A 23313-nucleotide genomic window follows, 5' to 3' on the forward strand; every position below is an offset into this window, starting at 1 on the left:
GGATGGGCGGCATGGCGACCCTCCCCCCGCTCCCCCGCACCCTGCTGCTCGGCGGCGCCCGCTCCGGCAAGTCCACCCGCGCCGAGCAGCTGCTCGCCGACCGGCCGGACGTCCTGTACGTGGCCACCGGCGGCACCCGGGACGGCGACGCCGAGTGGGCCCAGCGGGTCGCGCTGCACCGCGAGCGCCGGCCCGCGAGCTGGCGCACCGCCGAGACCTGCGACCTGGAGGCCGCGCTCGCCGACACCGCGGACCCGGCGCCGGTGCTGATCGACTGCCTGGCGCTGTGGCTGACCTCCGTGATGGACGAGTGCGACGCCTGGGACGACGAGGCCTGGGCGGCCCGGGGCGAGGCCGCGGTGCAGCGGCGCTGCGAGGCCCTGGCGCGGGCCTGGGAGGCCACCGGACGCACGGTCGTCGCGGTGAGCAACGAGGTCGGCATGGGCGTCGTCCCCGCCACCGCCGCCGGACGGCGCTTCCGCGACACCCTGGGCCGGCTCAACATGGCCGTGGCCGACGCCTCGGAGCGGGTCCTGCTGGTCGTGGCCGGGCAGGTGCTGACGGTCAAGCCAGCCACGGGCTGAACATCTGCGGCGTGTAGCCTTCCGGACGATGGACACGACCGTGGATCTCGATACGTTCTCCTCGCTCGTCGAGCGCCCCGACGAGAGCGCCCGGCGGGCCGCCGACGAACGCTGGCAGGCGGCCGACCGCCCGCGCGGCGGACTCGGCAAGCTGGAGGAGCTGGGCAGCTGGCTCGCCTCCGTCCAGGGACACTCCCCGGTACGGCCGGTCTCGGCGCCCAAGGTGCTGCTGTTCGCCGCCGACCACGGAGTGGCCGCGCTCGGCGTCTCCCGGATGCCCGCCGAGGGCGGCACCGCGGCCCGGGTGCGTGCCGTCCTGGACGGCACCGCGCCGGTGGCCAGGCTGGCCGCGCGCTACGGCGCCGGGGTGCGGGTCGTCGACGTCGCGGTGGACACCGACCCGGCCGACTTCCCCGACGACGTGGTCGCCCACCGGATCCGCCGCGGCTCCGGACGGATCGACGTCGAGGACGCGCTCACCCCGGAGGAGACCGCCCGGGCCTTCCGGGCCGGCATGGCCGTCGCCGACGAGGAGGCCGACGCCGGCACCGACCTGGTGCTGCTCGGCGACCTCGGCGTCGGCTCCACCACGGTGGCCGGCGTCCTGGTCGGCGCGCTGTGCGGAACGGACGCGGCGGCGGTGACCGGGCGCGGCTCGGGGATCGACGACCGGGTGTGGATGGTCAAGTGCGCCACCATCCGGGACTCGCTGCGGCGGGCCCGGCCGGTGCTCGGCGACCAGCTGGCACTGCTCGGCGCCACCGGCGGGGCCGACTTCGCGGCGATCACCGGCTTCCTGCTGCAGGCGGCCGTGCGACGGCTGCCCGTGGTCCTGGACGGTGTGGTCACGGCGGCCTGCGCGCTGGTCGCACAGCGGATCGCCTTCCGGGCGCCCGAGTGGTGGCGGGCCGGACAGTCCAGCGGCGAGCCCGCGCAGGCGAAGGCGTACGACCGACTGACCCTCACGCCGCTGCAGGACCAGGGGATCACCCTGGGCGAGGGCGTCGGCGCACTGCTGGCGCTGCCGCTGCTGCAGGCCGCGGGGGACGCGCTCGCGGACGAGGCGCCGAAGCCGTACGTGCCGGCGGCGCCGAGGGAGCCCCAGGAGCCGCCGAAGCTGCCCTCGGCGGCGGACCTGCTGCGGCGGCTCTAGACACGGGAAGCACGTGCGGCCGGCCGTCAGTGCTCGGGTGACGGCCCTTCCGCTTCGCACAAGTCCTCCGTACCCCCTCGGGGCGCGGAGGCGCCCCCGTTTTCGAGCGGGGGCTTTCTTCACGTTCAAGGAGTCGGGCGATGACGGACCGCGCCGGTCGGGCCAGCTGGGGGGACGGACTGCGGTTCGGGTTCGGGACCCTGTCCGTGCTGCGGGTCCGGGTCGAGCGGTGGGACCGGGCCGCGGGCGCGCGGGCGATGGTGACGGCCCCGGTGGTGGGGCTGGTGCTGGGGACCGTGGCGGCCGCGGCCGGAGCGCCGGTGGCCTGGCGCGCGGGCGGGCCGCTCGGCGCGGTCGTGGCGGTGGGGGTGCTCGCCGCCCTGACCCGGGGGCTCCACCTGGACGGTCTCGCGGACGTCGCCGACGGCCTGGGCAGCGGCAAACCGGCCGAGGACGCGCTGCGGATCATGAAGCAGTCCGACATCGGCCCGTTCGGCGTGCTGACCCTCGTCCTGGTGCTGCTGGGCCAGGTCGCCGCGCTGGCCGGAGAGTTCGGGCACTCGCCCCTGCGCGGCGCCCTCGCGGTGCTCGCCTCGGCGACGGCCGCCCGGTGCGCGCTCGCCTGGGGCTGCCTGCGGTCGGTGCCGGCCGCCCGGCCGGGTGGGCTGGGCGCGATGGTGGCGAGCACGGTGACACCCGCCGCGGCCGCCGCCGCGACGGTCGGCGCGGCACTCGTACTGGCCGCACTCGGACTGTTCGACGGATGGTCAACCCTCCGCCTGCCGCTGGCCCTTGTGCTCGGGGTGGGCTGCGCCCGGCTGCTGCTGGGGCGGTGCGTGCGGCGGTTCGGCGGGATCACCGGGGACGTGCTCGGGGCGATGGCGGAGACCGCCGCGACCGGCACGCTGTTCGCCCTGGCGTTGCTCGGCTGACACCGGACGGCGCGTGATCCCACCATGCGGACTACCATGCGTGGAGCACCGCAGCCCTGCACCGTGGCAGGTCCTGCCCGCCCGGCGCGTACCGAGGAGCCGGGGCCTCTGGTGTGCGCGGCCGCTCCGGCGGGTGCGCGCAGCCAGGGGGCCCGGACCCGCAGGCCCCGCCGGCGGACGGCCTGCGACGGCGGGCTGCGCCGGTGCGGCAGTCTCGCCGTGACCGGCCGTGGACCGCGAAAGAACAGGACGCATTACGTGACTGCATTGTCTGTGAGCACCTCCTCCGCCGCCTCGCTGCGCGCGGACGCCCTGGTGGTCGGTGTCGCCAAGGGCCCGAAGGGCATCGTGCCGGCCCCCGGTGCCGAGGCCGTGAACGAGGCGTTCGAGGGCAAGCTGGCCGAGGTCCTCACCACCCTGGGCGCGACCGGCGCCGAGGGCGAGGCCGTGAAGGTCCCCTCCCCCGCCGGCTTGAAGGCCGCGCTCGTGCTCGCGGTCGGCCTCGGCGAGGCCGTCGAGGAGGGCTACGAGCTGGAGGCGCTGCGCCGCGCCGCCGGTGTCGCCGCCCGCACCCTGGCCGGTGCCAAGAAGGTCGCGCTGGCCCTGCCGGCCGAGTCCCCGGCGGAGGTCGAGGCGGTCGCGCTGGGCGGCCTGCTCGGCTCGTACGCCTTCGGCACGTACAAGGGCAACGGCAACGGCAAGGAGCCGGTCGGCGAGCTGATCGTGCTGGCCGCCCGCAAGGGCAGCAAGGACGCCAAGGCCGCCGTGGAGCGCGCCGCCGCGATCGGCGAGGAGATGAACCGCGCCCGCGACCTGGTCAACACCGCGCCGAACGACCTGAACCCGAAGAGCTTCGCCGCGATCGCCCAGGCCGCCGGCAAGGAGCACGGCCTCAAGGTCGAGGTGCTGGACGAGAAGGCGCTGACCAAGGGCGGCTTCGGCGGCCTGCTGGGCGTCGGCAACGGCTCGGCGAACCCGCCCCGCCTGGTGAAGGTGGCCTACACCCACCCGAAGGCCAAGGCCACCCTGGCGTTCGTCGGCAAGGGCATCACCTACGACTCGGGCGGCATCTCGCTGAAGCCGGCCGGCCACAACGAGACCATGAAGTGCGACATGGCCGGCGCCGCCGCCGTGTTCGCCGCCGTGGTGGCCGCCAAGCGCCTGGGCCTGGTCGTCAACGTGACCGCCTGGCTGGCGCTGGCCGAGAACATGCCGTCCGGCACCGCGACCCGCCCGGGCGACGTGCTGCGGATGTACGGCGGCAAGACCGTCGAGGTGCTGAACACCGACGCCGAGGGCCGTCTGGTGCTGGCCGACGCCATCGTGCGGGCCGGCGAGGAGAACCCGGACGTCATCGTCGACGTGGCCACCCTGACCGGCGCCATGGTGCTGGCCCTGGGCAACCGCACCTTCGGCGTGATGTCCAACAGCGACGAGCTGCGCGACGACCTGCACGCCCTCGCGGGCGAGGCGGGCGAGCAGTCCTGGCCGATGCCGCTGCCCGCCGACCTGCGCAAGGGCATGACCGAGTCGACCATCGCCGACCTGGCCAACATGGGCGAGCGGATGGGCGGCGGCCTGGTGGCCGGTCTGTTCCTGAAGGAGTTCGTGGCCGAGGGCATCGACTGGGCGCACCTGGACATCGCCGGCCCGGCGTTCCACGAGGGCGCCCCGTTCGGCTACACCCCGAAGGGCGGCACCGCGAGCGCGGTGCGCACCCTGGTCCGCTTCGCCGAGCGGACGGCGAACGGCAAGGCCTGATCAGGCACCCGCTCCGACGGGGCCCGGCGCACACGCGCCGGGCCCCGTCGGCGTTCCGGTCGATCCCGCCGGGTTACCTGCGAGTAGGCCGGAACGGCGCTGCGCACACCTGTTCGCTGCGGGCGAAACTTTGTTCCACAGTGCGGAAGAGACCGCGGCGAACACCGCGGAAGGCGGCCTTCCGACGGCTGTCAACACCGCGCTGAGCTGCGATGATGCCCATCCGTGGGGGGTATTCCCGCCCCGGTGACCACTCCGTGGGACACCCCTGGGGCGGACCCGGACATCAGCCACCGCGAACAAGTGCGAAGATGTATTTCCGGCACGACTGGGCGCCCCACAAAGGCTTCCGACCCACCGGACCGTACCGGCCCGGCGACCCACCCCATTGCATGGAGGACGTGACGTGGCGAACGACGCCAGCACCGTTTTCGACGTAGTCATTCTCGGAGGCGGAAGCGGCGGTTACGCCGCGGCGCTCCGCGCCGCTCAGCTGGGCCTGAGCGTTGCCCTGGTCGAGAAGGGTGAGCTGGGCGGCACCTGCCTGCACCGCGGCTGCATCCCGACCAAGGCGCTGCTGCACGCCGCGGAGATCGCGGACGAGACGAAGGAGGCCGCCGAGTTCGGCGTTCTGGCCACCTTCCAGGGCATCGACATCAACGGCGTCCACAAGTACAAGGACGACGTCATCGCCGGCCTGTACAAGGGTCTGCAGGGCCTGGTGGCGTCCCGCAAGGTCACCTTCATCCAGGGCGAGGGCAAGCTCTCCTCGCAGACCTCGGTTGACGTCAACGGCCAGCGCATCGAAGGCCGCCACATCGTCCTGGCCACCGGTTCCGTGCCGCGCTCGATCCCGGGCCTGGAGATCGACGGCAACCGCGTGATCTCCTCGGACCACGCCCTCAAGCTCGACCGCATCCCGAAGTCGGCCGTCATCCTCGGCGGCGGCGTGATCGGCGTCGAGTTCGCCTCCGTCTGGAAGTCCTTCGGCGTCGAGGTCACCATCGTCGAGGCGCTGCCGCACCTCGTCCCGCTGGAGGACGAGAACTCCTCCAAGCTGCTGGAGCGCGCCTTCCGCAAGCGCGGCATCAAGTTCGAGCTGAAGGCCCGCTTCTCGGGCGTCGAGTACACCGAGACCGGTGTCCGCGTCTCCACCGAGAACGGCAAGCAGATCGACGCCGACCTGCTGCTCGTCGCCATCGGCCGCGGCCCGGTCTCGGCCGGCCTCGGCTACGAGGAGAACGGCGTCGCGATGGACCGCGGCTACGTCCTGGTCGACGAGTACATGCGCACCAACGTGCCCACCATCTCCGCCGTCGGTGACCTCGCCCCGACCCTGCAGCTGGCCCACGTCGGCTTCGCCGAGGGCATCCTGGTCGCCGAGCGCCTGGCCGGCCTCAAGCCGGTGCCGATCGACTACGACGGCGTCCCGCGCGTGACCTACTCCAACCCCGAGGTCGCCTCCGTCGGCATCTCCGAGGCCAAGGCCGTCGAGCTGTACGGCAAGGAGAAGGTCGTCACCCTCAAGTACAACCTGGCCGGCAACGGCAAGAGCAAGATCCTGAAGACCGCCGGCGAGATCAAGCTCGTCCAGGTCAAGGACGGCGCCGTGGTCGGCGTCCACATGGTCGGCGCCCGCATGGGCGAGCAGGTCGGCGAAGCCCAGCTGATCTACAACTGGGAGGCTCTGCCGGCCGAGGTCGCGCAGCTCATCCACGCGCACCCGACCCAGTCCGAGGCCCTGGGCGAGGCGCACCTGGCGCTGGCCGGCAAGCCGCTGCACGCGCACGACTGATCGCGCCCCACCCCCCTTTTCCGGTACTTGCCCGCAAGTACTTCCCGTACGCAAGACTTGATAGGAGTCGCTGAAACCATGGCGGTCTCAGTAACACTGCCCGCGCTGGGCGAGAGCGTTTCCGAGGGCACCGTCACCCGTTGGCTGAAGGCCGAGGGTGAGCGTGTCGAGGTCGACGAGCCGCTGCTCGAAGTCTCCACCGACAAGGTCGACACCGAGATCCCGGCCCCGGCTTCCGGCATCCTCTCCTCGATCAAGGTCGGCGAGGACGAGACCGTCGAGGTCGGCGCCGAGCTGGCGATCATCGACGACGGTTCCGGCGCCCCGGCTGCCGCTCCGGCCCCGGCCGCCGAGGCCGCGCCCGCCGCCGCCCCGGCTCCGGTCGCCGCTGCTCCGGCCCCGGTCGCCGCTCCGGCCCCGGCTGCCCCGGCCGCCGCTCCGGCCGCCGACGCCACCCCGGTGCTGCTGCCCGCGCTGGGCGAGTCCGTCACCGAGGGCACCGTCACCCGCTGGCTGAAGGCCGAGGGTGAGACGGTCGAGGTCGACGAGCCGCTGCTTGAGGTCTCCACCGACAAGGTCGACACCGAGATCCCGTCGCCGGTCGCCGGCACCCTGGTGAAGATCCTGGTCGGCGAGGACGAGACCGCCGAGGTCGGCGCCCAGCTGGCGCTGATCGGTGCCGCGGGTGCCGTCGCCGCTGCTCCGGCTCCGGTCGCCGCTCCGGCCCCGGCTGCCCCGGCTCCGGCCCCGGTTGCCGCTCCGGCCCCGGCTGCCCCGGTCGCCCCGGCTCCGGTCGCCGCTGCTCCGGCCCCGGTTGCCGCTCCGGCTCCGGTCGCTGCTGCTCCGGCCGCCCCGGCCCCGGTCGCCGCTCCGGCTCCGGTCGCCGCTCCGGCCCCGGCTGCTCCGGCCGCTCCGGCCGCCGACAGCGGTGACGCCTACGTCACCCCGCTGGTGCGCAAGCTCGCCGCCGAGCACGGTGTCGCGCTCTCCTCCGTCGCCGGCACCGGCGTCGGCGGCCGCATCCGCAAGCAGGACGTCATCGCCGCCGCGGAGGCCGCCAAGGCCGCTCCGGCCCCCGTCGCCGCTGCCGCCCCGGCCGCCGCGCCGAAGGCCGCCGCCGCGCCGTCCGCCCTGCGCGGCCAGACGGTCAAGATGACCCGCATGCGCAAGGTCATCGGCGACAACATGATGAAGGCCCTGCACGAGCAGGCCCAGCTGACCAGCGTGGTCGAGGTGGACGTCACCAAGATCATGTCGCTGCGCGGCAAGGCCAAGGACTCCTTCCTCGCCCGCGAGGGCGTGAAGCTGTCCCCGATGCCGTTCTTCGTCAAGGCCGCTGCCCAGGCGCTGAAGGCCCACGCGGTCGTCAACGCCCGGATCAACGAGGCCGAGGGCACCATCACCTACTTCGACACCGAGAACATCGGTATCGCGGTGGACTCCGAGAAGGGTCTGATGACCCCGGTCATCAAGGGTGCGGGCGACCTCAACATCGCCGGCATCTCGAAGAAGACCGCCGAGCTGGCCGCCAAGGTCCGCGACAGCAAGATCACCCCGGACGAGCTGTCCGGTGCCACCTTCACGATCAGCAACACCGGCTCGCGCGGTGCGCTGTTCGACACCGTGATCGTGCCGCCGAACCAGGCCGCCATCCTGGGCATCGGCGCGACCGTCAAGCGCCCGGTGGTCATCGAGGCCGACGGCGGCACCGCCATCGGCATCCGCGACATGACCTACCTGTCGCTCTCCTACGACCACCGCCTGGTGGACGGCGCCGACGCCGCCCGCTACCTGGTCGCGGTCAAGGAGATCCTGGAGGCCGGCGAGTTCGAGGTCGAGCTCGGCCTCTGACCTTCCACGGTCCCCACGGAACCCCGCCCCGTCCCCGGACGGCGCGGGGTTCCGCCGTTCCCGGCCCCGATCCGCCGTTCCCGGCCCCGGTCACCGTTCCTCGCGGCCCCGATCCGCCGTTCCCGGTTCGGCCCGAGCCGCGCCGGGCCGGGTCGTGGCATGCGCGGAAGCGGGCGAACGGGGATGCTTGAGCGGTGATGGACGAGACGGACTTCTGGCAGATCATCGACGAGACCCGGGACGACGCCGACGGCGACCCCGACGAGCAGGCCGACCGGCTGGTGGAGCGGCTCGTCCGCCTGACCCCGGACGACGTGATCGACTTCGCCCGGCTCTTCGAGGCCCGGTTCCAGCGCGCCTACCGGAACGACCTGTGGGGCGCGGCCTACCTGCTGCTGGACGGCGCCTCCGAGGACACCTTCGACTACTTCCGCTGCTGGCTGATCGCCCAGGGCCGGGACGTCTTCGAGGGCGGCCTGGCCGATCCGGACGACCTGGCGGACCTGCTGCCCGAGTTCGACGAGGAGGAGGACGGCGAGGCCGAGGACATCGGCTACGCCGCCGACGAGGCGTACGAGCGGCTGACCGGGCTGCCGCTCCCCGAGGTGGGCGGGCGGCAGCCCGGACGGCCGTCCGGTGCGGCGCTGGACTTCGACGACCCGGACGTCATGGCGAAGCGCTTCCCCAAGTTGTGGGAGCGGTACGGGGATTGAGCCGGCCCCGCGGACGGGGCCGGGCCGGCCCGGGTGCACGTCGTGCAGGGCCGGCCCGGCAGCACGCGGTGCCGGGCCGGCCCGGTGCTCAGGTGGAGCTGCCGGAGGAGGTGTCCTGCTTGACGCCGTCGAGGATCCGGTCCAGCACCGAGGGGTCCGGCGCGGACGGGTCGTCGTCCACGCCGCCCTCGAAGATCACGTAGCCGCCGCCCTTGGCCGGGACGGCGGCCAGCAGGACGTAGCCCTGGGTGCCGTCCGAGGTGCGGACGTGCCAGCGCGTGGCGTAGCCGAGCACGCCGGCCACGGTGACGTAGCCGGAGCCGGCGTCGGTGTGCGTGGTGATCCCGGTGAAGATCTGCCCGGCGTAGGTGGGCATCGTGGCGTCGGCGGCGGCCTTGGGGGTCGCGCCCTGGACGGTGTCCTTCTCGACCGAGAACTGACCGCGGATGCAGGAGTTGCCGTCCGGGCAGGTGTAGCGGCCGCTGCCGAGGAAGACCGTCGAATGGGCGGAGTTCGTCCCCGCGTCCCAGCCGTCGAAGACCGGGACGGTGATCGCGTGCTGCGGGTCCGGCACGGTGGTCTTGAGGACCGGCGCGGGCTTGGGCGCCGGCACCGTGGGGCTGGTGGTGGGCCGGGTCGGCGTCGGGCTCGGCGAGGGGCTGTTGTTCTGGGTGACGGTGACGGTGGGGTTCGGGGTCGGGTCCGCCTTCGGGTCGCCGCCGCTGAGCATGATCCCGGCGATGATTCCGCCGACGACCAGCACGGTGAGCGAGATGCCGATGATCATGCCGGACTTGTTCTTGACCGGTGGCGGGTAGCCCGGCCCGGGGTAGCCGTAGCCCGCGCCCTGGGCGGCGGGGTAGCCGGCCTGGCCCGGGTAGCCGCCCTGGCCCCCGTAGGCGTCCTGCCCGTGGGCCGCGGGATGGCCGCCGTGGTCCGGGTAGCCGTAACCGGGCGTCGGGGCGCCGTCCTGGCCCGGGTAGCCGTAGGCCGGGGCCGGGGCGCCGACGGGATAGCCGTAGCCGGGCTTGCGGTCGGAGGGCGGCCAGGTCTGCGTCGGGGCGTCGGCGAGCTGTCCGGTGCCGCCCTGGAGCGGCCTGACCTCACTGGTCCAGGCGTTGCCGTCCCACCAGCGCTCGTGACCGGGGGTGCCGTCCGCACCCGGAACCGGGTACCACCCGGGAGGCGTCGAGTTGCTCACGGGCGTACGGTACCCGGCGTGGCGGCGGTCCAGACAGGGCGGGAGTGTCACGACTCTGCACCGCGCCCGCACGGTGTGGCCGCCGCCTCCGCGGGCTGCTCGGGCCCCTGGCGATCTGCGGGGTTCCGGGCTCAGTCGGCCAGGCGGCGGGCCATCCAGATGTCGTCCACGTAGGAGCCGTCGATCAGGAACTCCTCGGCCAGCGAGCCCTCGACGACGAAGCCGCAGCTCTCGTAGAGGCGGCGGGCCGGGGCGTTCCAGCCGAGCACCCGCAGGGTCATCTTCCGGGCGCCCGCGGCCCGGGCCGCGTCGCAGGCCGCCTCGACCAGCCGGCGGCCGATGCCCCGGCCGCGGACCGTGCCGTCGACGCCGAGGCCCTGGATCTGGCGGACGTGGCGGTTGCCGGCCAGCGGGGTCGGCGGGACCTGGCGGACGTACCCGACGATCCGGCCGTCCAGGACGGCCAGCAGGAACTGCTCGGGGGTGTGGCGCTCGTCGAACACCGTGTCCGCGGCGGGCGGTTCCGGGGAGACGTCGGACAGGGTGGACCAGGCGGCGCGGTTGAGAACGGCGAGTTCGCGCTCGTCCTCGGGCTGCGCCGGACGGATGATCAGATCGTCTTCGGGCATGCGCGTCATGCTAGTGAGCCGCATGCGAACGTGACAGGCCTTCGGGACGGCGGGGGCGGTCGGGGCCGTCGGGGCGGTCGGGGCGGCCCGGGAGGTCGGGAACTGCGAGGATGGGCGCATGCGCATCGCTGTCACAGGCTCCACGGGTTTGATCGGTTCGGCGCTCGTCCGCTCCCTGCTGGCGGACGGCCACGAGGTGGTCCGGCTGGTCCGGCACCGGTCCAGGACGGGCCCGCAGCCCGACGGCAGCACGGCCATCGGCTGGAACCCGCTGCTCGGCGAGGTCCAGCAGGACGGGCTGGACGGCGTCCAGGCGGTGGTGCACCTGGCCGGAGCCGGGGTCGGCGACCACCGCTGGACGGACGCCTACAAGCGGGAGATCCGGGAGAGCCGCGTCTACGGCACCGAGACGCTGGCCACCGCGCTGGCCGGGATGAAGGAACCGCCCCGGGTCCTCGTGAGTGCCTCCGCGGTCGGCTGGTACGGGCAGACCGGCGACCGGGTGATCGACGAGGACTCCCCCGCCGGCGACGACTTCCTGGCCGAGGTCTGCCTGGAGTGGGAGGCCGCCGCCAGGCCCGCCGAGCGGGCCGGGATCCGGGTCGTCCACCCGCGCACCGGAATGGTGCTCTCCTCGACCGGCGGGGCGGGCGGGCGGCTGTTCCCGCTGTTCAAGCTGGGCCTGGGCGGGCGGCTCGGCGACGGGCAGCAGTACTGGAGCTTCATCTCGCTGCACGACGAGGTGGCCGCGCTGCGCTTCCTGATCGACCACGACGACCTGTCCGGCGCCTTCAACCTGACGGCGCCGAACCCGGCGACCAACGCCGAACTGACCGCCGCGATCGGGCGGGCGCTGCGGCGACCGACGCCGTTCCCGGTGCCGGAGGCGGTGCTCAAGGTGGTGCTGGGCGAGCTGGCGGTCGAGGTGGTCGGCAGCCACCGGGTGGTGCCGCGGCGGCTCTCGGACGCGGGCTTCCGCTTCACGCACCCGGACGTCTACTCGGCGGTGCTCGCGGCGCTGTGACGTACGCGCGCCGGGCTCCGTGCGTACCCCCGGCTACGGCATCCACCCTGGCCAGGGGCATATGCCGAGCGGGGGTCGGACGGGGCTCCGGAAGGGGGCGCACGGGAGCACACGGCGGGCGCGTCGCACGCCCCCGGTGACCGTGCGCGCCCGCCGACCCCTGAACCCGGCCACCACGGCGCACTGTCCGTGACCGCGCCCCCGCCCGGCGCCGCACAACCCCGACCCGCCCTCGAATCCGGCTCGATGCGCTTGTCTGATGCTCACACTGACTGGGCATCACCCTCCTCGGACCGTGTCCCGGCACCCCGCTGCCTGCGTCGGCCGGAGCCCCGGGACCAGGGAGGGAGCACGCCAGTGCCCACGTACGACTTCACCCGCCGCGCCCGTCGGCCGTCCGACCCGGACGTCGTCGTGGTCGGCGCCGGCCTCGCTGGCCTGGCCGCCGCCCGCGAACTCACCGGCCGCGGCCTCACCGTTCGGCTCCTGGAGAGCAGCGACCGGATCGGCGGCCGGATGGCCACCCGCGAGCTGGACGGATTCCGGCTCGACGACGGCAGTCACCTGCTGAACACGGCCTTCCCCGAGCTGCGCCGCGCGCTCGACCTCGACCGCCTCGACCTGCGCCCGCTCGCGCCCGGCGTACTCGTGCACAGCGGCGGCCGCCGGTACCGCGCCGGGGACCCGCAGCTCACCGCCGCCCGCCAGGCCGCCACCCGGGGCCCGCTCGGCAGCCCGCTGGACAAGGCCCGGCTGGGCAGCTGGCTCGGCCGGCTCGCCACCACCCCGATCAGCCGGCTGCAGGCCCGGCCGGAGACCACCGCCGCCCGCGCGCTGGCCGGCCACGGGCTCGCCCCGCGCACCGTCGACGGCTTCCTGCGCCCGCTGCTCAGGGCCCTGCTCAGCGATCCGGCGCTCGGCACCAGCAGCCGGGTCGCCGACCTGGTGCTGCGCTCGTACGCGCGCGGGCGGCTCTGTCTGCCCGCCGGCGGGATCGCGGCGGTACCGGCCCAACTGGCCGCCGCGCTGCCCGCCGGCACCGTCCGCACCGGGGTGCAGGTCACCTCGATCGCCGCGGACGGCGTGGAGACCGCCGGCCACGGCCGGATCGGCGCCCAGGCCGTCGTCGTCGCCACCGACGCCCGCTGCGCCGCCGAACTGCTGCCCGGTCTGCGGCTGCCGGCCTTCCACCCCGTCACGACCTTCTACCACGCGGCCGACCGCGCCCCGGTGGGCGAAGCCGTGCTGCTGCTCGACGGCGACCGGCCGAACGGACACCCGCCGCTGGTCTCGCACTCACTGGTGCTCAGCGAGCTGCACCCGTCCTACGCCCCGGCCGGTCAGGCGCTGGTCGCCACCACCGTGCTCGGGCGGCGCGCCTTCGACGCGGGCGGCCCGGCCGGACTGGAACCGGCCGTCCGGGCCCGGCTCGCCGAGCTGTACGGCACCGCCACGACGGGCTGGCAGTTCCTCAGCGTGCGGCACGTCCCGGACGCGCTGCCCGCGATGCCGCCGCCGCACAACACCCGGCGCCCGGTGCGCCTGCTGGCCGGGCTGTACGTCGCGGGGGACCACCGGGACACCAGCACCGTGCAGGGCGCGCTGGTCTCCGGGCGGCGGGTGGCGCAGGCGGTGCTGCGCGACCTCGGCGTCCCGGCCGACGTGCGGGAGGCGGAGGCGGCGGCCTGAGGAGCCCGTTCGGTTCCGGGGCCCGGCGGCGGTCGGCGGACGGCTGTTGTCACCGTTCGGCGGCGTCGGTTGCCGGCGGTCGGCAGACGGCTGTGGTCTTCCCGGGGTGAGCAGGGCACGTCGGCGGTCCGCCGGGTGAGGGACGGACCGGCGGCGTGCCGGGTAGCCGAGGGCCCGGGCTTCGGCCCGGGCCCCTCGTCGGCCCGGACGGTCAGATCACCCCCGCCTGGCGTGCCGTCTCCTCGAAGGCGCGGGCGACCGGGCTGCCGCGGTACGGGGTGAGGCGGCGGTGGAAGTCCCGGACGTACTCCAGGGAGCGGGCCGAGCGCATCTCCCCCGCCGCCCGCAGCGCGTCGGTCGCCATGGTGCAGGCCTCGTCGAGGTCCCCCATGCCGAGCCGGGCGGTGGCCAGCACCAGTCGGCAGAAGATCCGGCTGCGCGCGTAGGCGGGCGAGCGCAGCCGCAGTGACTTCTCGGCGTGCTGCGCGGCGGTGCGCCACTGCTGCAGGTCGCGGTAGCAGTGGGCGAACTCGTCGGAGAGCTGCGCTTCGTCGAAGTACCGTGCCCAGGCTGGCAGTTCGTCGCCGGTACGGGCCGCTGCGAGGGCCCGCTCGGCGCGCACCAGAGCGGTGGTGCAGGAGCGGACGTCGCCCAGCAGGCCGTGCCCGCGGGCCTCGGCGGCGTGCATCAGCGACTGGACCACCGGCGGGACGGAGGTGCCCACGCCCTGCTGCGCGACGCGGGCGAGCTGGACCGCCTCCCGTCCGTGGCCGAGGTGGACGGCCTGCTGGCTCATCGTCACCAGCACGTAGCCGCCGAGCGCGCGGTCCCCCGCGGCCTGGGACAGCCGCAGCGCCTGGACGAAGTAGCGCTGGGCCAGGCCGTGTGCGGCGATGTCGAAGGACGTCCAGCCGGCCAGCCGGGTCAGGTCGGCGACGGCACCGAACAGGGCCCGGCCGATCTGCTCGCCGTAGCGGCCGCGCAGCATCGGCTCGGCCTCGCTCTCCAGGTAGCGGACCAGCGCCTGCCGGGCGTGCCCGCCCCCGTAGGCGTGGTCGAGCGCGCGGAAGAGGTCGCCGACGGCGCGGATGGCGGCGATGTCGCCGCGGCCGACCCGCAGGGCGGGGCGGGACTCGCGGGCCGGGTCGGTGTACGGCGGCTCGACGGCGACCGGCGGGCGGCGGCTCTGGGTGGGCACCCGGCCGATGGTGGGGGCGGTGCCGGTCGTGCCGGCCGTGCTGCGCGCGGTGGGCGCACCGGCGAGCCCGGCGGCGGAGCCGCGTGCCGGGCCCACCGGGGACGAGCCGGGCGCGCTCTGCGGGGCGCCGGTGATGGCGGCGGAGGCGCTGCCGGCGGCCGGTGGTCCGGTGGCGGTGTCCGGGCGGGCCAGCGTGGAGCCGTCCCGGGCGACGCGCTCGTCGGTGCGGCCGATCAGCCAGTCGCGGCTGGGCACGACCAGGCCGGCCGGGGTGAAGGCGATCCGGCGCAGCTCGGACTGCGGGCCGTTGTCCTTGCGCCACATGCTCGCCACGATGTCCACCGCCTCCTGCGGCGTCTCGGCGAACTCCAGGCCGGCGTAGACCGGGGCGCAGGCGTCCAGACCGAGGTCCTGGGCGGTGAGGCGGCGGCCGAGGCGGCGGGTGAAGACCTCGGCGATCAGGGCCGGGGTGGCGCCGCGGGGTTGCTGCCCGCGCAGCCAGCGGGTGACCGAGGTCTTGTCGTAGCGCAGGTCGAGGCCGTGTTCCAGGCCGAGCTGGTCGACCCGGCGAGCCAGGCCGGCGTGCGAGAAGCCGGCCTCCTCGATCAGTGCGGCGAGCTGGCCGTTCTGCGGGGCCGGGCCGGAGTGGCCGGAGCCCCGCGCGGGGGTGCCGGGGGTCTCGTGCCGTTCGGGTGTGGCCTGCGCGGGCAGCCGCAGCTCGTCGGCGGTCGAGGCGTCGGCGGTCAGCGTGTCGCCCGTGAGGGCGTTCGGGGCCAGGGCGTCGGGGGCGTCCGGAAGGCTCCGACCGACCGGCCCTCGGTGGTGGCCGAGCGGGTCGAGCGGTCCGTACGCCGGGCTGTCGGTTGCAGGCCGTTGGGGCATGTCTGTCAACACCTCTCGGACGTCGCACCGGGCTCTACCAGCACTTCGGCGGCCTGGGGCGGCGCCCCCTGTCGGGAATCGGCGTGAATGTAGCGAGCATTCGGGCGCTATGGGTGGATCTGACCGAGCAATCCTCCGAACGGGTGAAGCAACCGCGCCCATTGTGGGGAAGCGGGGTCACCATGGGTTTGGCTTTCCGGGGTCGAACCGTCGATCGAGGGTCGTAGTGGTTGCCGCCACAGCCCGGCGGGATGCTGTGGCGGCCCGCCACATGGGAGCCGGGGCAACCGATTCCTACCGTTCTCGGCCATGGACACCACTACAGCCCGCCCGCTCGACGGCCGTACGGCCCTGGTCACCGGGGCCGCCTCGGGCATCGGCCGGGCCTGCGCCGAGGCCTTCGCCGGGGCCGGCGCCCGGGTCTACGTCGTCGACCTCTCGGCCGGTCCGGCCGCGGAGCTCGCCGAGCGGATCGGCGGGCGCGCGATCGTCACCGACCTCGCCGACCCCGAGGCCGTGGACGCCCTGCCGGACGACGCCGACATCGTGGTCAACAACGCCGGGCTCCAGCACGTCGCCCCGGTGCACGAGTTCCCGCCCGAGCGCTTCACCCTCATCCAGCGGGTGATGGTCGAGGCCCCGTTCCGCATCCTGCGCCGGACCCTGCCGCACATGTACGGGCGCGGGTGGGGACGGGTCGTCAACATCTCGTCCGTCCACGGCCTGCGCGCCAGCGCCTTCAAGTCCGCGTACGTCACCGCGAAGCACGCCCTGGAGGGCCTGAGCAAGACGGTCGCCCTGGAGGGCGCCCCGCACGGCGTCACCAGCAACTGCATCAACCCCGGCTACGTCCGGACCCCCCTGGTGGAGAAGCAGATCGCCGCCCAGGCGCTCGCGCACGGCATCCGCGAGGACGAGGTCGTCGAGCGGATCATGCTCGACCGCACCGCCGTGAAGCGCCTCATCGAACCCGACGAGGTCGCCCAACTCGCCCTCTGGCTCTGCTCGCCCACCGCCTCCTACATCACCGGCGCCAGCCTCCCCGTCGACGGCGGCTGGACGGCCCACTGAGGTCATGGGGCTTGAACCCGTATCAACCCCCGGGACTATGTGGGTCACGCACATAGTCCCCGGAGCGGGGGGTTCCTACCTTGTGGCGACATCGTCTCCCCCGGCCTGGAAGTGGTGACCCATGACCGCAGCAGCCCCCAGCCGCTCACTCCCTCGGGTAGTGGCGGCGAGTCTGATCGGGACCACCATCGAGTGGTACGACTACTTCTTGTACGGAACGGCGGCGGCGCTGGTGTTCGGGAAGGTGTTCTTCCCGCACAGCGATCCGCTGACGGGGACGCTGCTGTCGTTCCTCACGTACGCGATCGGGTTCGCGGCGCGGCCGATCGGCGCCCTGGTGTTCGGGCACTTCGGGGACCGGGTGGGGCGCAAGCGGCTGCTGGTGGTGAGCCTGCTGCTGATGGGCGGGTCGACGACGGCGATCGGTCTGCTGCCGACGTACGACTCGATCGGGGTCACGGCGCCGGTGCTGCTGACGACGTTGCGGCTGGTGCAGGGGTTCGCGCTCGGCGGTGAGTGGGGCGGGGCCGTGCTGCTGGTGTCGGAGCACGGGGACCAGCGGCGGCGCGGCTTCTGGGCGTCCTGGCCGCAGGGCGGGGCGCCGGCCGGGAACCTGCTGGCGGCGGGGGTGCTGTCACTGATGACCTCGCTGCAGTCGGACGCGGCGTTCCTGTCGTGGGGCTGGCGGGTGCCGTTCCTGCTGTCGGCGGTACTGGTCGCGGTCGGGATGTGGATCCGGCTCGCGGTGGACGAGTCGCCGCTGTTCAAGGCCGCGCTGGCGGCGCAGCAGAACCGGGAGACCGCCGAACAGCCGCCGCTGGTCAGCGTGTTGAGGAACCACTGGCGGGAGGTGCTGGTGGCCATGGGGGCGCGGATGGCCGAGAACATCTCGTACTACGTGATGACGACGTTCGTGCTGACCTACGCGGTCACCCACGCGCACTTCGGCAAGCAGAGCGCGCTGAACGCCGTACTGATCGGCTCCGCGGTCCAGTTCGCGCTCATCCCGCTGTTCGGCGCGCTGTCCGACCGGGTCGGGCGCAAGCCGGTGTACCTGGTGGGCGCGGTCGGGGTCGGGATCTGGGCGTTCGTGTTCTTCGGGATGGTGGACACCCGGTCGTTCGGTTCGCTGGTGCTCGCGGTGACCGTCGGGCTGGTCTTCCACAGCGCGATGTACGCGCCCCAGGCGGCTTTCTTCTCCGAAATGTTCGCCACCCGGATGCGCTACTCGGGCGCCTCGATCGGGGCCCAGTTCGCCTCCGTGGCGGCCGGCGCCCCGGCGCCGCTGATCGCCACCGCGCTGCTGAAGGACTACGGCAGCTCGACCCCGATCTCGGTGTACGTCGCCATCGCGGCGGCGGTCACCGTGCTGGCGGTGCTCTGTGGGCGGGAGACCAGGGGGCGGGACCTCGCCGCGATCGACGAACAGGCGGGCCAGGAAGCGCAGTCGGCGGACGCCGGTGCGGTCGGAAAGCCCGCCGTGGCCTGAGGACCGAGCCGCTACCATCGCGATTTCCCGGAATCGACGAACCGACGCCGATTGGCGGCACGCACCATGAACCACCCTCACGAAAGCGCCGCCCCCGCGCTGCGGCGGCTGCTCGACCTGCTCGCCTCGGGCGCCGCCACCGAGGACTTCGCCGACGTGTTGGCCGACGCCCGCCGCCGCGGGGCGTCGGCCGGCACCCTCGCCGAGATCGACGACGCCACCTGGCAGGCCCTGCGCGTCCACCGCACCCTGCGTCAACACCGACGTCGCGAAGCGGAGTTGACCGCACTGTTCGACACCGCCGGGGACCTCGCCGCCTCCCGGGAGCTGGACACCGTGCTCCAGGCGATCGTCCGCCGGGCCCGGATGCTGCTCGGCACCGACACCGCGTACCTGACCCTGCCGGACGAGGCCGCCGGTGACACCTACATGAGGGTCACCGACGGCTCCGTCTCCGTCCTGTTCCAGACCCTGCGGCTCAGCCTCGGCGACGGCCTGGGCGGGCTGGTCGCGCAGACCGCCCGCCCGTACGCGACCCCCGACTACCGCACCGACGAGCGCTTCCACCACACCGGCACGATCGACGCGGGCGTCCTGGACGAGGGCCTGGTGGCGATCATCGGGGTGCCGCTGCTGCTCGGCGGCCAGGTCATCGGGGTGCTGTTCGCCGCCGACCGCTCGCCCCGCGCCTTCTCCCCCGACGAGGTCGCGCTGCTCTGCACGCTCGCCGCGCACGCCGCGATCGCCCTGGACACCGCCAAGTCGCTGGCCGACACCCGAGCCGCGCTCGCCGAGCTGAACGCCGCCAACGAGCTGGTCCGGGCGCACTCCGCCGCCGTCCAGCGCGCCGAGCAGGCGCACGACCGGCTCACCGACCTGGTGCTGCGCGGCGCCGAGGTGCCGGACGTCGCCGCCGCCGTCGCGGCCCTGCTGGGCGGGGAGATAGCGGTCCTGGACGCCGAGGGCGAGCCGCTGGCCGGACGCGCCGCACCCGCCGCCGAGCTGGCCGCGGCGGCCGCCGCCTCCCGTACCGAGGGACGGTCCGTACGACACGGCGAGCAGTGGGTCTGCGCGGTGCTGGCCGGGCACGACGCGCTCGGCACCATGGTGCTGCGCGGACGGCCCGACCTCGACGACGCCGACCGGCGCCTCTTCGAACGGGCCAGCGTGGTGACCGCGCTGCTCCTGCTGCTGCGCCGCTCGGTGGCCGAGACCGAGAACCGGGTCCGCGGCGAACTGCTCACCGACCTGCTCACCTCCCCCGAACGCGACCCGGCCGGACTCACCGCGCGCGGCCGCCGGCTCGGCGTCGACCTCGCCCGGCCGCACCTGGTGCTGGTGGCGGAGCCCGCCGAGCCGACCGGCACCGACCGCGGACGGCTGGCGGGCGCGGCCCGCCGCTACCTGTTCGGCTCCCGGGGCGTCAGCGCCGAGCACGGCGAGGCGGTGGTGCTGCTGGCCCCGGTCGAGGCCGGCACCGACGGGGATCCCGAGGACACCGCCCGGCAGGCCGCCGAACGGCTGGCCCGACTGGCCGGCTTCCCCGTCACCGTCGGCGCGGGCCGCCCGTCCGCCGGTCCGACCGCGCTGGCGGCCGCGTACGCCGAGGGCCTGCGCTGCGTACGGGCGCTGCGGGTGCTCGGCCGCGCCGGGGAGGGCGCCTCGGCCCGTGCGCTCGGCTTCCTCGGGGTGCTGCTCGGCGACGGCCACGACGTGGACGGCTTCGTCGGCGCGACCCTCGGCCCGCTGCTCGCGTACGACTCCCGGCGCGGCACCGAGCTGGTCCGCACCCTGCGCGCCTACTTCGACTGCGGCGGCAGCCTCACCCGGGCCAAGGACGAGCTGCACGTCCACGTCAACACGGTGGTGCAGCGGCTGGACCGGGTCGAGGCGCTGCTCGGGCGGGACTGGAACCACCCGGAGCGGTCGCTGGAACTCCAGCTCGCGCTGCGCCTGCAGCTGCTCGCGGGGGCCTGAGCGGGCCACCGGGCGGGGGCCTGAGCGGGCCACCGGGCGACGCCGGGCCGATGGCGGGCGGGGCACCGGGCGGGCGCGGGGCGGGGCGCCGGGCCGGGACAAGGCGGCTGGTCGACCCCGGTCGGGCTGGGCGTACACGGGCTGGGCGTACAGTGGCGAGGTTGGTCTCGAACGCCTGGCAAGGAGCGGCAGCGGTGAGCGAGAACGTGCGTTTTGTTCACATGGGCATAGGTGAGCGCACCGTGCCCTACCCGGAAGCGTGGGAGGAGCAGCAGCGGCTGCACGCCCTGCGGGTCGCGGACGAGATCCCCGACACCGTCCTGCTCCTGGAGCACCAGTCCGTCTACACGATGGGCAAGCGCACCAACCCCGCCGACCTGCCGCTCGACGGCACCCCGGTGGTCGAGGTCAACCGGGGCGGCGAGATCACCTGGCACGGCCCCGGCCAGCTGGTCGGCTACCCGATCGTCAAGCTGCCCGACCCGATCGACGTCATCGCCTACGTCCGCCGGCTGGAGGAGGCGCTGATCCGCGCCGCCGCCGACTTCGGCGTCGGGACCACCCGGGTCGAGGGCCGCAGCGGGGTCTGGGTGCTGGGCGAGTCCCTCCCGGACGCCGTGGTCGACCCGGCCCAGGTGGTGGACCTCGGCAAGCTGACCCTGCGGATGGGCCTGCCGCTGGGCATCGACCCGCGACTGGCCGGCCCCGAGTACGCGCCCTCCAACGCCGGACAGCGCGGTGACGACCGCAAGCTCGCCGCCATCGGCGTGCGGGTCGCCCGCGGGGTGACGATGCACGGCTTCGCGCTCAACTGCGCCCCGGACATGACCTGGTTCGACAAGATCGTGCCGTGCGGCATCCGCGACGCGGGTGTGGCCTCGCTCACCGGCGAGCTGAAGCGCGAACTCACCGTCGCCGAGGCGGCGCCGGTGGTCGAGCGGCACCTGACGGAGCTCTTCGCCGAGCTGCCGGAGCCCGCGCTCAGCCGCTGACCCGGCCCCGGCCGGGCCGGCCTGCCCGTGCCCGGCGGCCGGAAAACCGCCGAGCGCACTGGGAATCTACTCACCGGTAGCCGTGTTGCCCTGCGATTGCAGGGCGGCAGGCCCGGCGAAGGCCGTACAACCACAGGCGTACCCTGGGGGTACCCCGTCTAGTTCTAGGAGTCGCACGTGTCCGCTGTCGCGCCCGACGGCAGGAAGCTTCTCCGCCTGGAGGTCCGCAACAGCGAGACCCCCATCGAGCGGAAGCCCGAGTGGATCAAGACCCGCGCGAAGATGGGCCCGGAGTACAACGCCCTGCAGTCGCTGGTGAAGAAGGAGGGGCTGCACACGGTCTGCCAGGAGGCCGGCTGCCCCAACATCTTCGAGTGCTGGGAGGACCGCGAGGCGACCTTCCTCATCGGCGGTGACCAGTGCACCCGCCGCTGCGACTTCTGCCAGATCGACACCGGCAAGCCCGCCGAGTTCGACCGCGACGAGCCGCGCCGGGTCGCCGAGTCCATCGTCACCATGGACCTCAACTACGCCACCATCACCGGCGTCGCCCGCGACGACCTGGAGGACGGCGGCGCCTGGCTGTACGCCGAGACCGTGCGCCAGGTGCACGCGATGACCGCCGGCCGCGAGGCCGGCCGCACCGGCGTCGAGCTGCTCATCCCCGACTTCAACGCGGTGCCCGAGCAACTGGCCGAGGTCTTCTCCTCCCGCCCCGAGGTGCTCGCGCACAACGTCGAGACGGTGCCGCGGATCTTCAAGCGGATCCGCCCGGCGTTCCGCTACGAGCGCTCCCTGGACGTCATCACCCAGGCGCGCGCGGCCGGACTGGTGACCAAGTCCAACCTGATCCTGGGCATGGGCGAGACCCGCGAGGAGGTCAGCCAGGCGCTCGCCGACCTGGTCGGCGCCGGCTGCGAGCTCATCACCATCACCCAGTACCTGCGCCCCTCGCTGCGCCACCACCCCGTGGAGCGCTGGGTGAAGCCGCACGAGTTCGTCGAGCTCCAGCAGGAGGCCGAGGAGCTGGGCTTCGCCGGCGTCATGTCGGGCCCGCTGGTGCGGTCGTCGTACCGGGCCGGCCGGCTGTACCGGCAGGCGCTGGAGCGGCGCGAGCAGGCCGCGGTCTGACCGGTTCCCGGCGGGTTTGAGCCATTGGAAGGGCGGAGCTGCGGCTCCGCCCTTCCTGGGTTCACCACGCTTTGACTGCCTGGTCACGGGCTGGTAACACGGGGTGGGGACGATGGACGCTCAGCAAGCGTTCGATTCTTCTCAGCCACGATCAGCCACGAGAGGAGCTGTTCGGCATGGAGATGCGGATCCGGTCGGTGAGGGCGGCGCTGCGGTTCGCCGAGAGCGTCCTGCTGGCGCCCGGCCAGCAACACGCGCGCCAGAACGCCTGGGCGGCGGTCTGCGAGAACCGCCGGTACGCGGCGGACCGCCACCACGACGCGGTCGCGGTGGAAACGGCGGGGGCCCGGGCCGCACGGCGGTGACGCCCGCGGCAGCACGTCCCCCGACGGCGCCTCCCGCGACGGTGACGCCCCGGCGCCGTTCGGGGCTTCCGGCGTCGCTGTGCGCGACGGTGTACGGGCACTCGGGTCACGGTTCGGGCGAACGGGTACCCGGGCTTGGATATCCCGCACAGGTGCCACGTACCATGAGCGTTATGGCGAGGGAAACATCCGAGAACCCCGGGCGGCTGAAGCAGATCCGTCTGGCGTACACCATGACCAAGAAGGTCGACACCAAGATCGGCCTGATCATCGCCGGCGTCGGCCTGCTGACCTTCGGCGTGTTCCTCGCCATCGGCTTCGCGATCGACCACCCCGTCTACCTGGGCATCCTGGGCTTCATCGTGGCCGTGCTGGCCATGGCGATCGTCTTCGGGCGCCGGGCCGAGCGCGCCGCGTTCGGACAGATGGAGGGGCAGCCGGGCGCGGTCGCTGCGGTGCTGAACAACATCCGGCGCGGCTGGAGCTCCAGCACCACCCCGGTCGCGGTCACCCGCAACCAGGACGCGGTCTACCGCGCCGTGGGCCGGGCCGGCATCGCGCTGATCGGTGAGGGCAACCCGAACCGGGTGCGCCAGCTGCTGGCCTCCGAGAAGAAGAAGATGGCCCGTGTGGTCGGCGACGTGCCGGTGCACGACATCGTGGTGGGCAACGGCGAGGGCGAGATCCCGCTGAAGAAGCTGCAGGTGCACCTCATGCGCCTGCCCCGCGCGATCACCGCCGCCCAGGTCACCGAGACCAACGACCGGCTGCGCGCGCTGGGCGACCTGCTCTCCAAGGCGCCGATCCCCAAGGGCCCGATGCCCAAGGGCGCCCGGATGCCCAAGGGCGGCCAGGCCCGCTGACCCCCCTCCCTTA

Annotated in this window: 19 protein-coding genes; 16 read left to right on the forward strand and 3 right to left on the reverse strand. The window is 74.0% G+C overall.

Features of this window, described 5'->3' with window-relative positions:
* Positions 1-11: 11 nt before the first annotated feature.
* The 7 genes from cobU to ABT048_RS19090 all read left to right on the forward strand — a co-directional run bounded on the left by cobU (position 12) and on the right by ABT048_RS19090 (position 8789).
* Positions 12-584: a bifunctional adenosylcobinamide kinase/adenosylcobinamide-phosphate guanylyltransferase gene (gene cobU, locus ABT048_RS19060; RefSeq protein WP_502894032.1), complete on the forward strand. Its 573-nt coding sequence runs from the start codon at positions 12-14 to the stop codon at positions 582-584.
* Between the two features lie 28 nt (positions 585-612).
* Positions 613-1737 (forward strand): nicotinate-nucleotide--dimethylbenzimidazole phosphoribosyltransferase, encoded by a 1125-nt coding sequence (locus ABT048_RS19065; protein WP_350522567.1) that lies wholly within the window; start codon positions 613-615, stop codon positions 1735-1737.
* Positions 1738-1877: 140 nt separating this feature from the next.
* Positions 1878-2669, forward strand: coding sequence for an adenosylcobinamide-GDP ribazoletransferase (locus tag ABT048_RS19070; protein ID WP_350522568.1), 792 nt, complete (start codon positions 1878-1880; stop codon positions 2667-2669).
* 258 nt (positions 2670-2927) lie between these two features.
* Positions 2928-4430, forward strand: a complete 1503-nt coding sequence (locus tag ABT048_RS19075; protein WP_350522569.1) for a leucyl aminopeptidase — start codon at positions 2928-2930, stop codon at positions 4428-4430.
* Positions 4431-4836: 406 nt separating this feature from the next.
* On the forward strand, positions 4837-6225 hold the full coding sequence (gene lpdA, locus ABT048_RS19080; RefSeq protein WP_030061083.1) for a dihydrolipoyl dehydrogenase: 1389 nt from the start codon (positions 4837-4839) through the stop codon (positions 6223-6225).
* Between the two features lie 78 nt (positions 6226-6303).
* On the forward strand, positions 6304-8076 hold the full coding sequence (sucB, locus tag ABT048_RS19085) for a 2-oxoglutarate dehydrogenase, E2 component, dihydrolipoamide succinyltransferase (protein ID WP_350522570.1): 1773 nt from the start codon (positions 6304-6306) through the stop codon (positions 8074-8076).
* Between the two features lie 197 nt (positions 8077-8273).
* Complete coding sequence (locus ABT048_RS19090; RefSeq protein WP_350522608.1) at positions 8274-8789, forward strand: DUF4240 domain-containing protein; 516 nt, start codon at positions 8274-8276, stop codon at positions 8787-8789.
* Positions 8790-8877: 88 nt separating this feature from the next.
* Here ABT048_RS19090 and ABT048_RS19095 read toward each other — a convergent pair whose 3' ends face one another.
* Together ABT048_RS19095 and ABT048_RS19100 are read right to left on the reverse strand one after the other, a co-directional pair.
* Positions 8878-9990: a DUF2510 domain-containing protein gene (locus tag ABT048_RS19095; RefSeq protein WP_350522571.1), complete on the reverse strand. Its 1113-nt coding sequence runs from the start codon at positions 9988-9990 to the stop codon at positions 8878-8880.
* 131 nt (positions 9991-10121) lie between these two features.
* Entirely contained in the window at positions 10122-10619 is a 498-nt protein-coding gene (locus ABT048_RS19100) for a GNAT family N-acetyltransferase (protein ID WP_350522572.1), read from the reverse strand.
* Positions 10620-10737: 118 nt separating this feature from the next.
* Between ABT048_RS19100 and ABT048_RS19105 the strand changes: the two genes are divergently transcribed.
* Both ABT048_RS19105 and ABT048_RS19110 read left to right on the forward strand, forming a co-directional pair.
* The gene (locus ABT048_RS19105; RefSeq protein ID WP_350522573.1) at positions 10738-11643 is read left to right on the forward strand and encodes a TIGR01777 family oxidoreductase; all 906 of its coding nucleotides are present in this window, start codon (positions 10738-10740) and stop codon (positions 11641-11643) included.
* A gap of 357 nt (positions 11644-12000) precedes the next feature.
* Entirely contained in the window at positions 12001-13332 is a 1332-nt protein-coding gene (locus ABT048_RS19110) for an NAD(P)/FAD-dependent oxidoreductase (protein ID WP_350522574.1), read from the forward strand.
* Between the two features lie 211 nt (positions 13333-13543).
* Here ABT048_RS19110 and ABT048_RS19115 read toward each other — a convergent pair whose 3' ends face one another.
* Complete coding sequence (locus ABT048_RS19115) at positions 13544-15412, reverse strand: NsdA family TPR-like regulatory protein (RefSeq protein WP_350522575.1); 1869 nt, start codon at positions 15410-15412, stop codon at positions 13544-13546.
* A gap of 309 nt (positions 15413-15721) precedes the next feature.
* Here ABT048_RS19115 and ABT048_RS19120 point away from each other — a divergent pair, with 309 nt between their 5' ends.
* The 7 genes from ABT048_RS19120 to ABT048_RS19150 all read left to right on the forward strand — a co-directional run bounded on the left by ABT048_RS19120 (position 15722) and on the right by ABT048_RS19150 (position 23300).
* Positions 15722-16483 carry a 3-hydroxybutyrate dehydrogenase gene (locus tag ABT048_RS19120; RefSeq protein WP_350522576.1) on the forward strand — a complete coding sequence of 254 codons (762 nt, stop codon included), beginning with the start codon at positions 15722-15724 and terminating at the stop codon, positions 16481-16483.
* 121 nt (positions 16484-16604) lie between these two features.
* Positions 16605-17972, forward strand: coding sequence for an MFS transporter (locus ABT048_RS19125; protein ID WP_350522577.1), 1368 nt, complete (start codon positions 16605-16607; stop codon positions 17970-17972).
* Between the two features lie 66 nt (positions 17973-18038).
* Positions 18039-19949 (forward strand): helix-turn-helix domain-containing protein, encoded by a 1911-nt coding sequence (locus ABT048_RS19130; RefSeq protein WP_350522578.1) that lies wholly within the window; start codon positions 18039-18041, stop codon positions 19947-19949.
* Between the two features lie 221 nt (positions 19950-20170).
* On the forward strand, positions 20171-20941 hold the full coding sequence (gene lipB, locus ABT048_RS19135; protein WP_502894034.1) for a lipoyl(octanoyl) transferase LipB: 771 nt from the start codon (positions 20171-20173) through the stop codon (positions 20939-20941).
* 177 nt (positions 20942-21118) lie between these two features.
* On the forward strand, positions 21119-22072 hold the full coding sequence (gene lipA, locus ABT048_RS19140; protein ID WP_350522580.1) for a lipoyl synthase: 954 nt from the start codon (positions 21119-21121) through the stop codon (positions 22070-22072).
* A gap of 176 nt (positions 22073-22248) precedes the next feature.
* On the forward strand, positions 22249-22437 hold the full coding sequence (locus tag ABT048_RS19145) for a hypothetical protein (protein ID WP_350522581.1): 189 nt from the start codon (positions 22249-22251) through the stop codon (positions 22435-22437).
* 164 nt (positions 22438-22601) lie between these two features.
* A complete protein-coding gene (locus ABT048_RS19150; protein ID WP_396547717.1) occupies positions 22602-23300 on the forward strand; it encodes a DUF4191 domain-containing protein in 699 nt (232 codons plus the stop codon).
* Positions 23301-23313 lie beyond the last annotated feature (13 nt).

Origin of the sequence: Kitasatospora sp. NPDC096140 (genome assembly GCF_040303045.1) — a bacterium.
Classification (GTDB): domain Bacteria; phylum Actinomycetota; class Actinomycetes; order Streptomycetales; family Streptomycetaceae; genus Kitasatospora.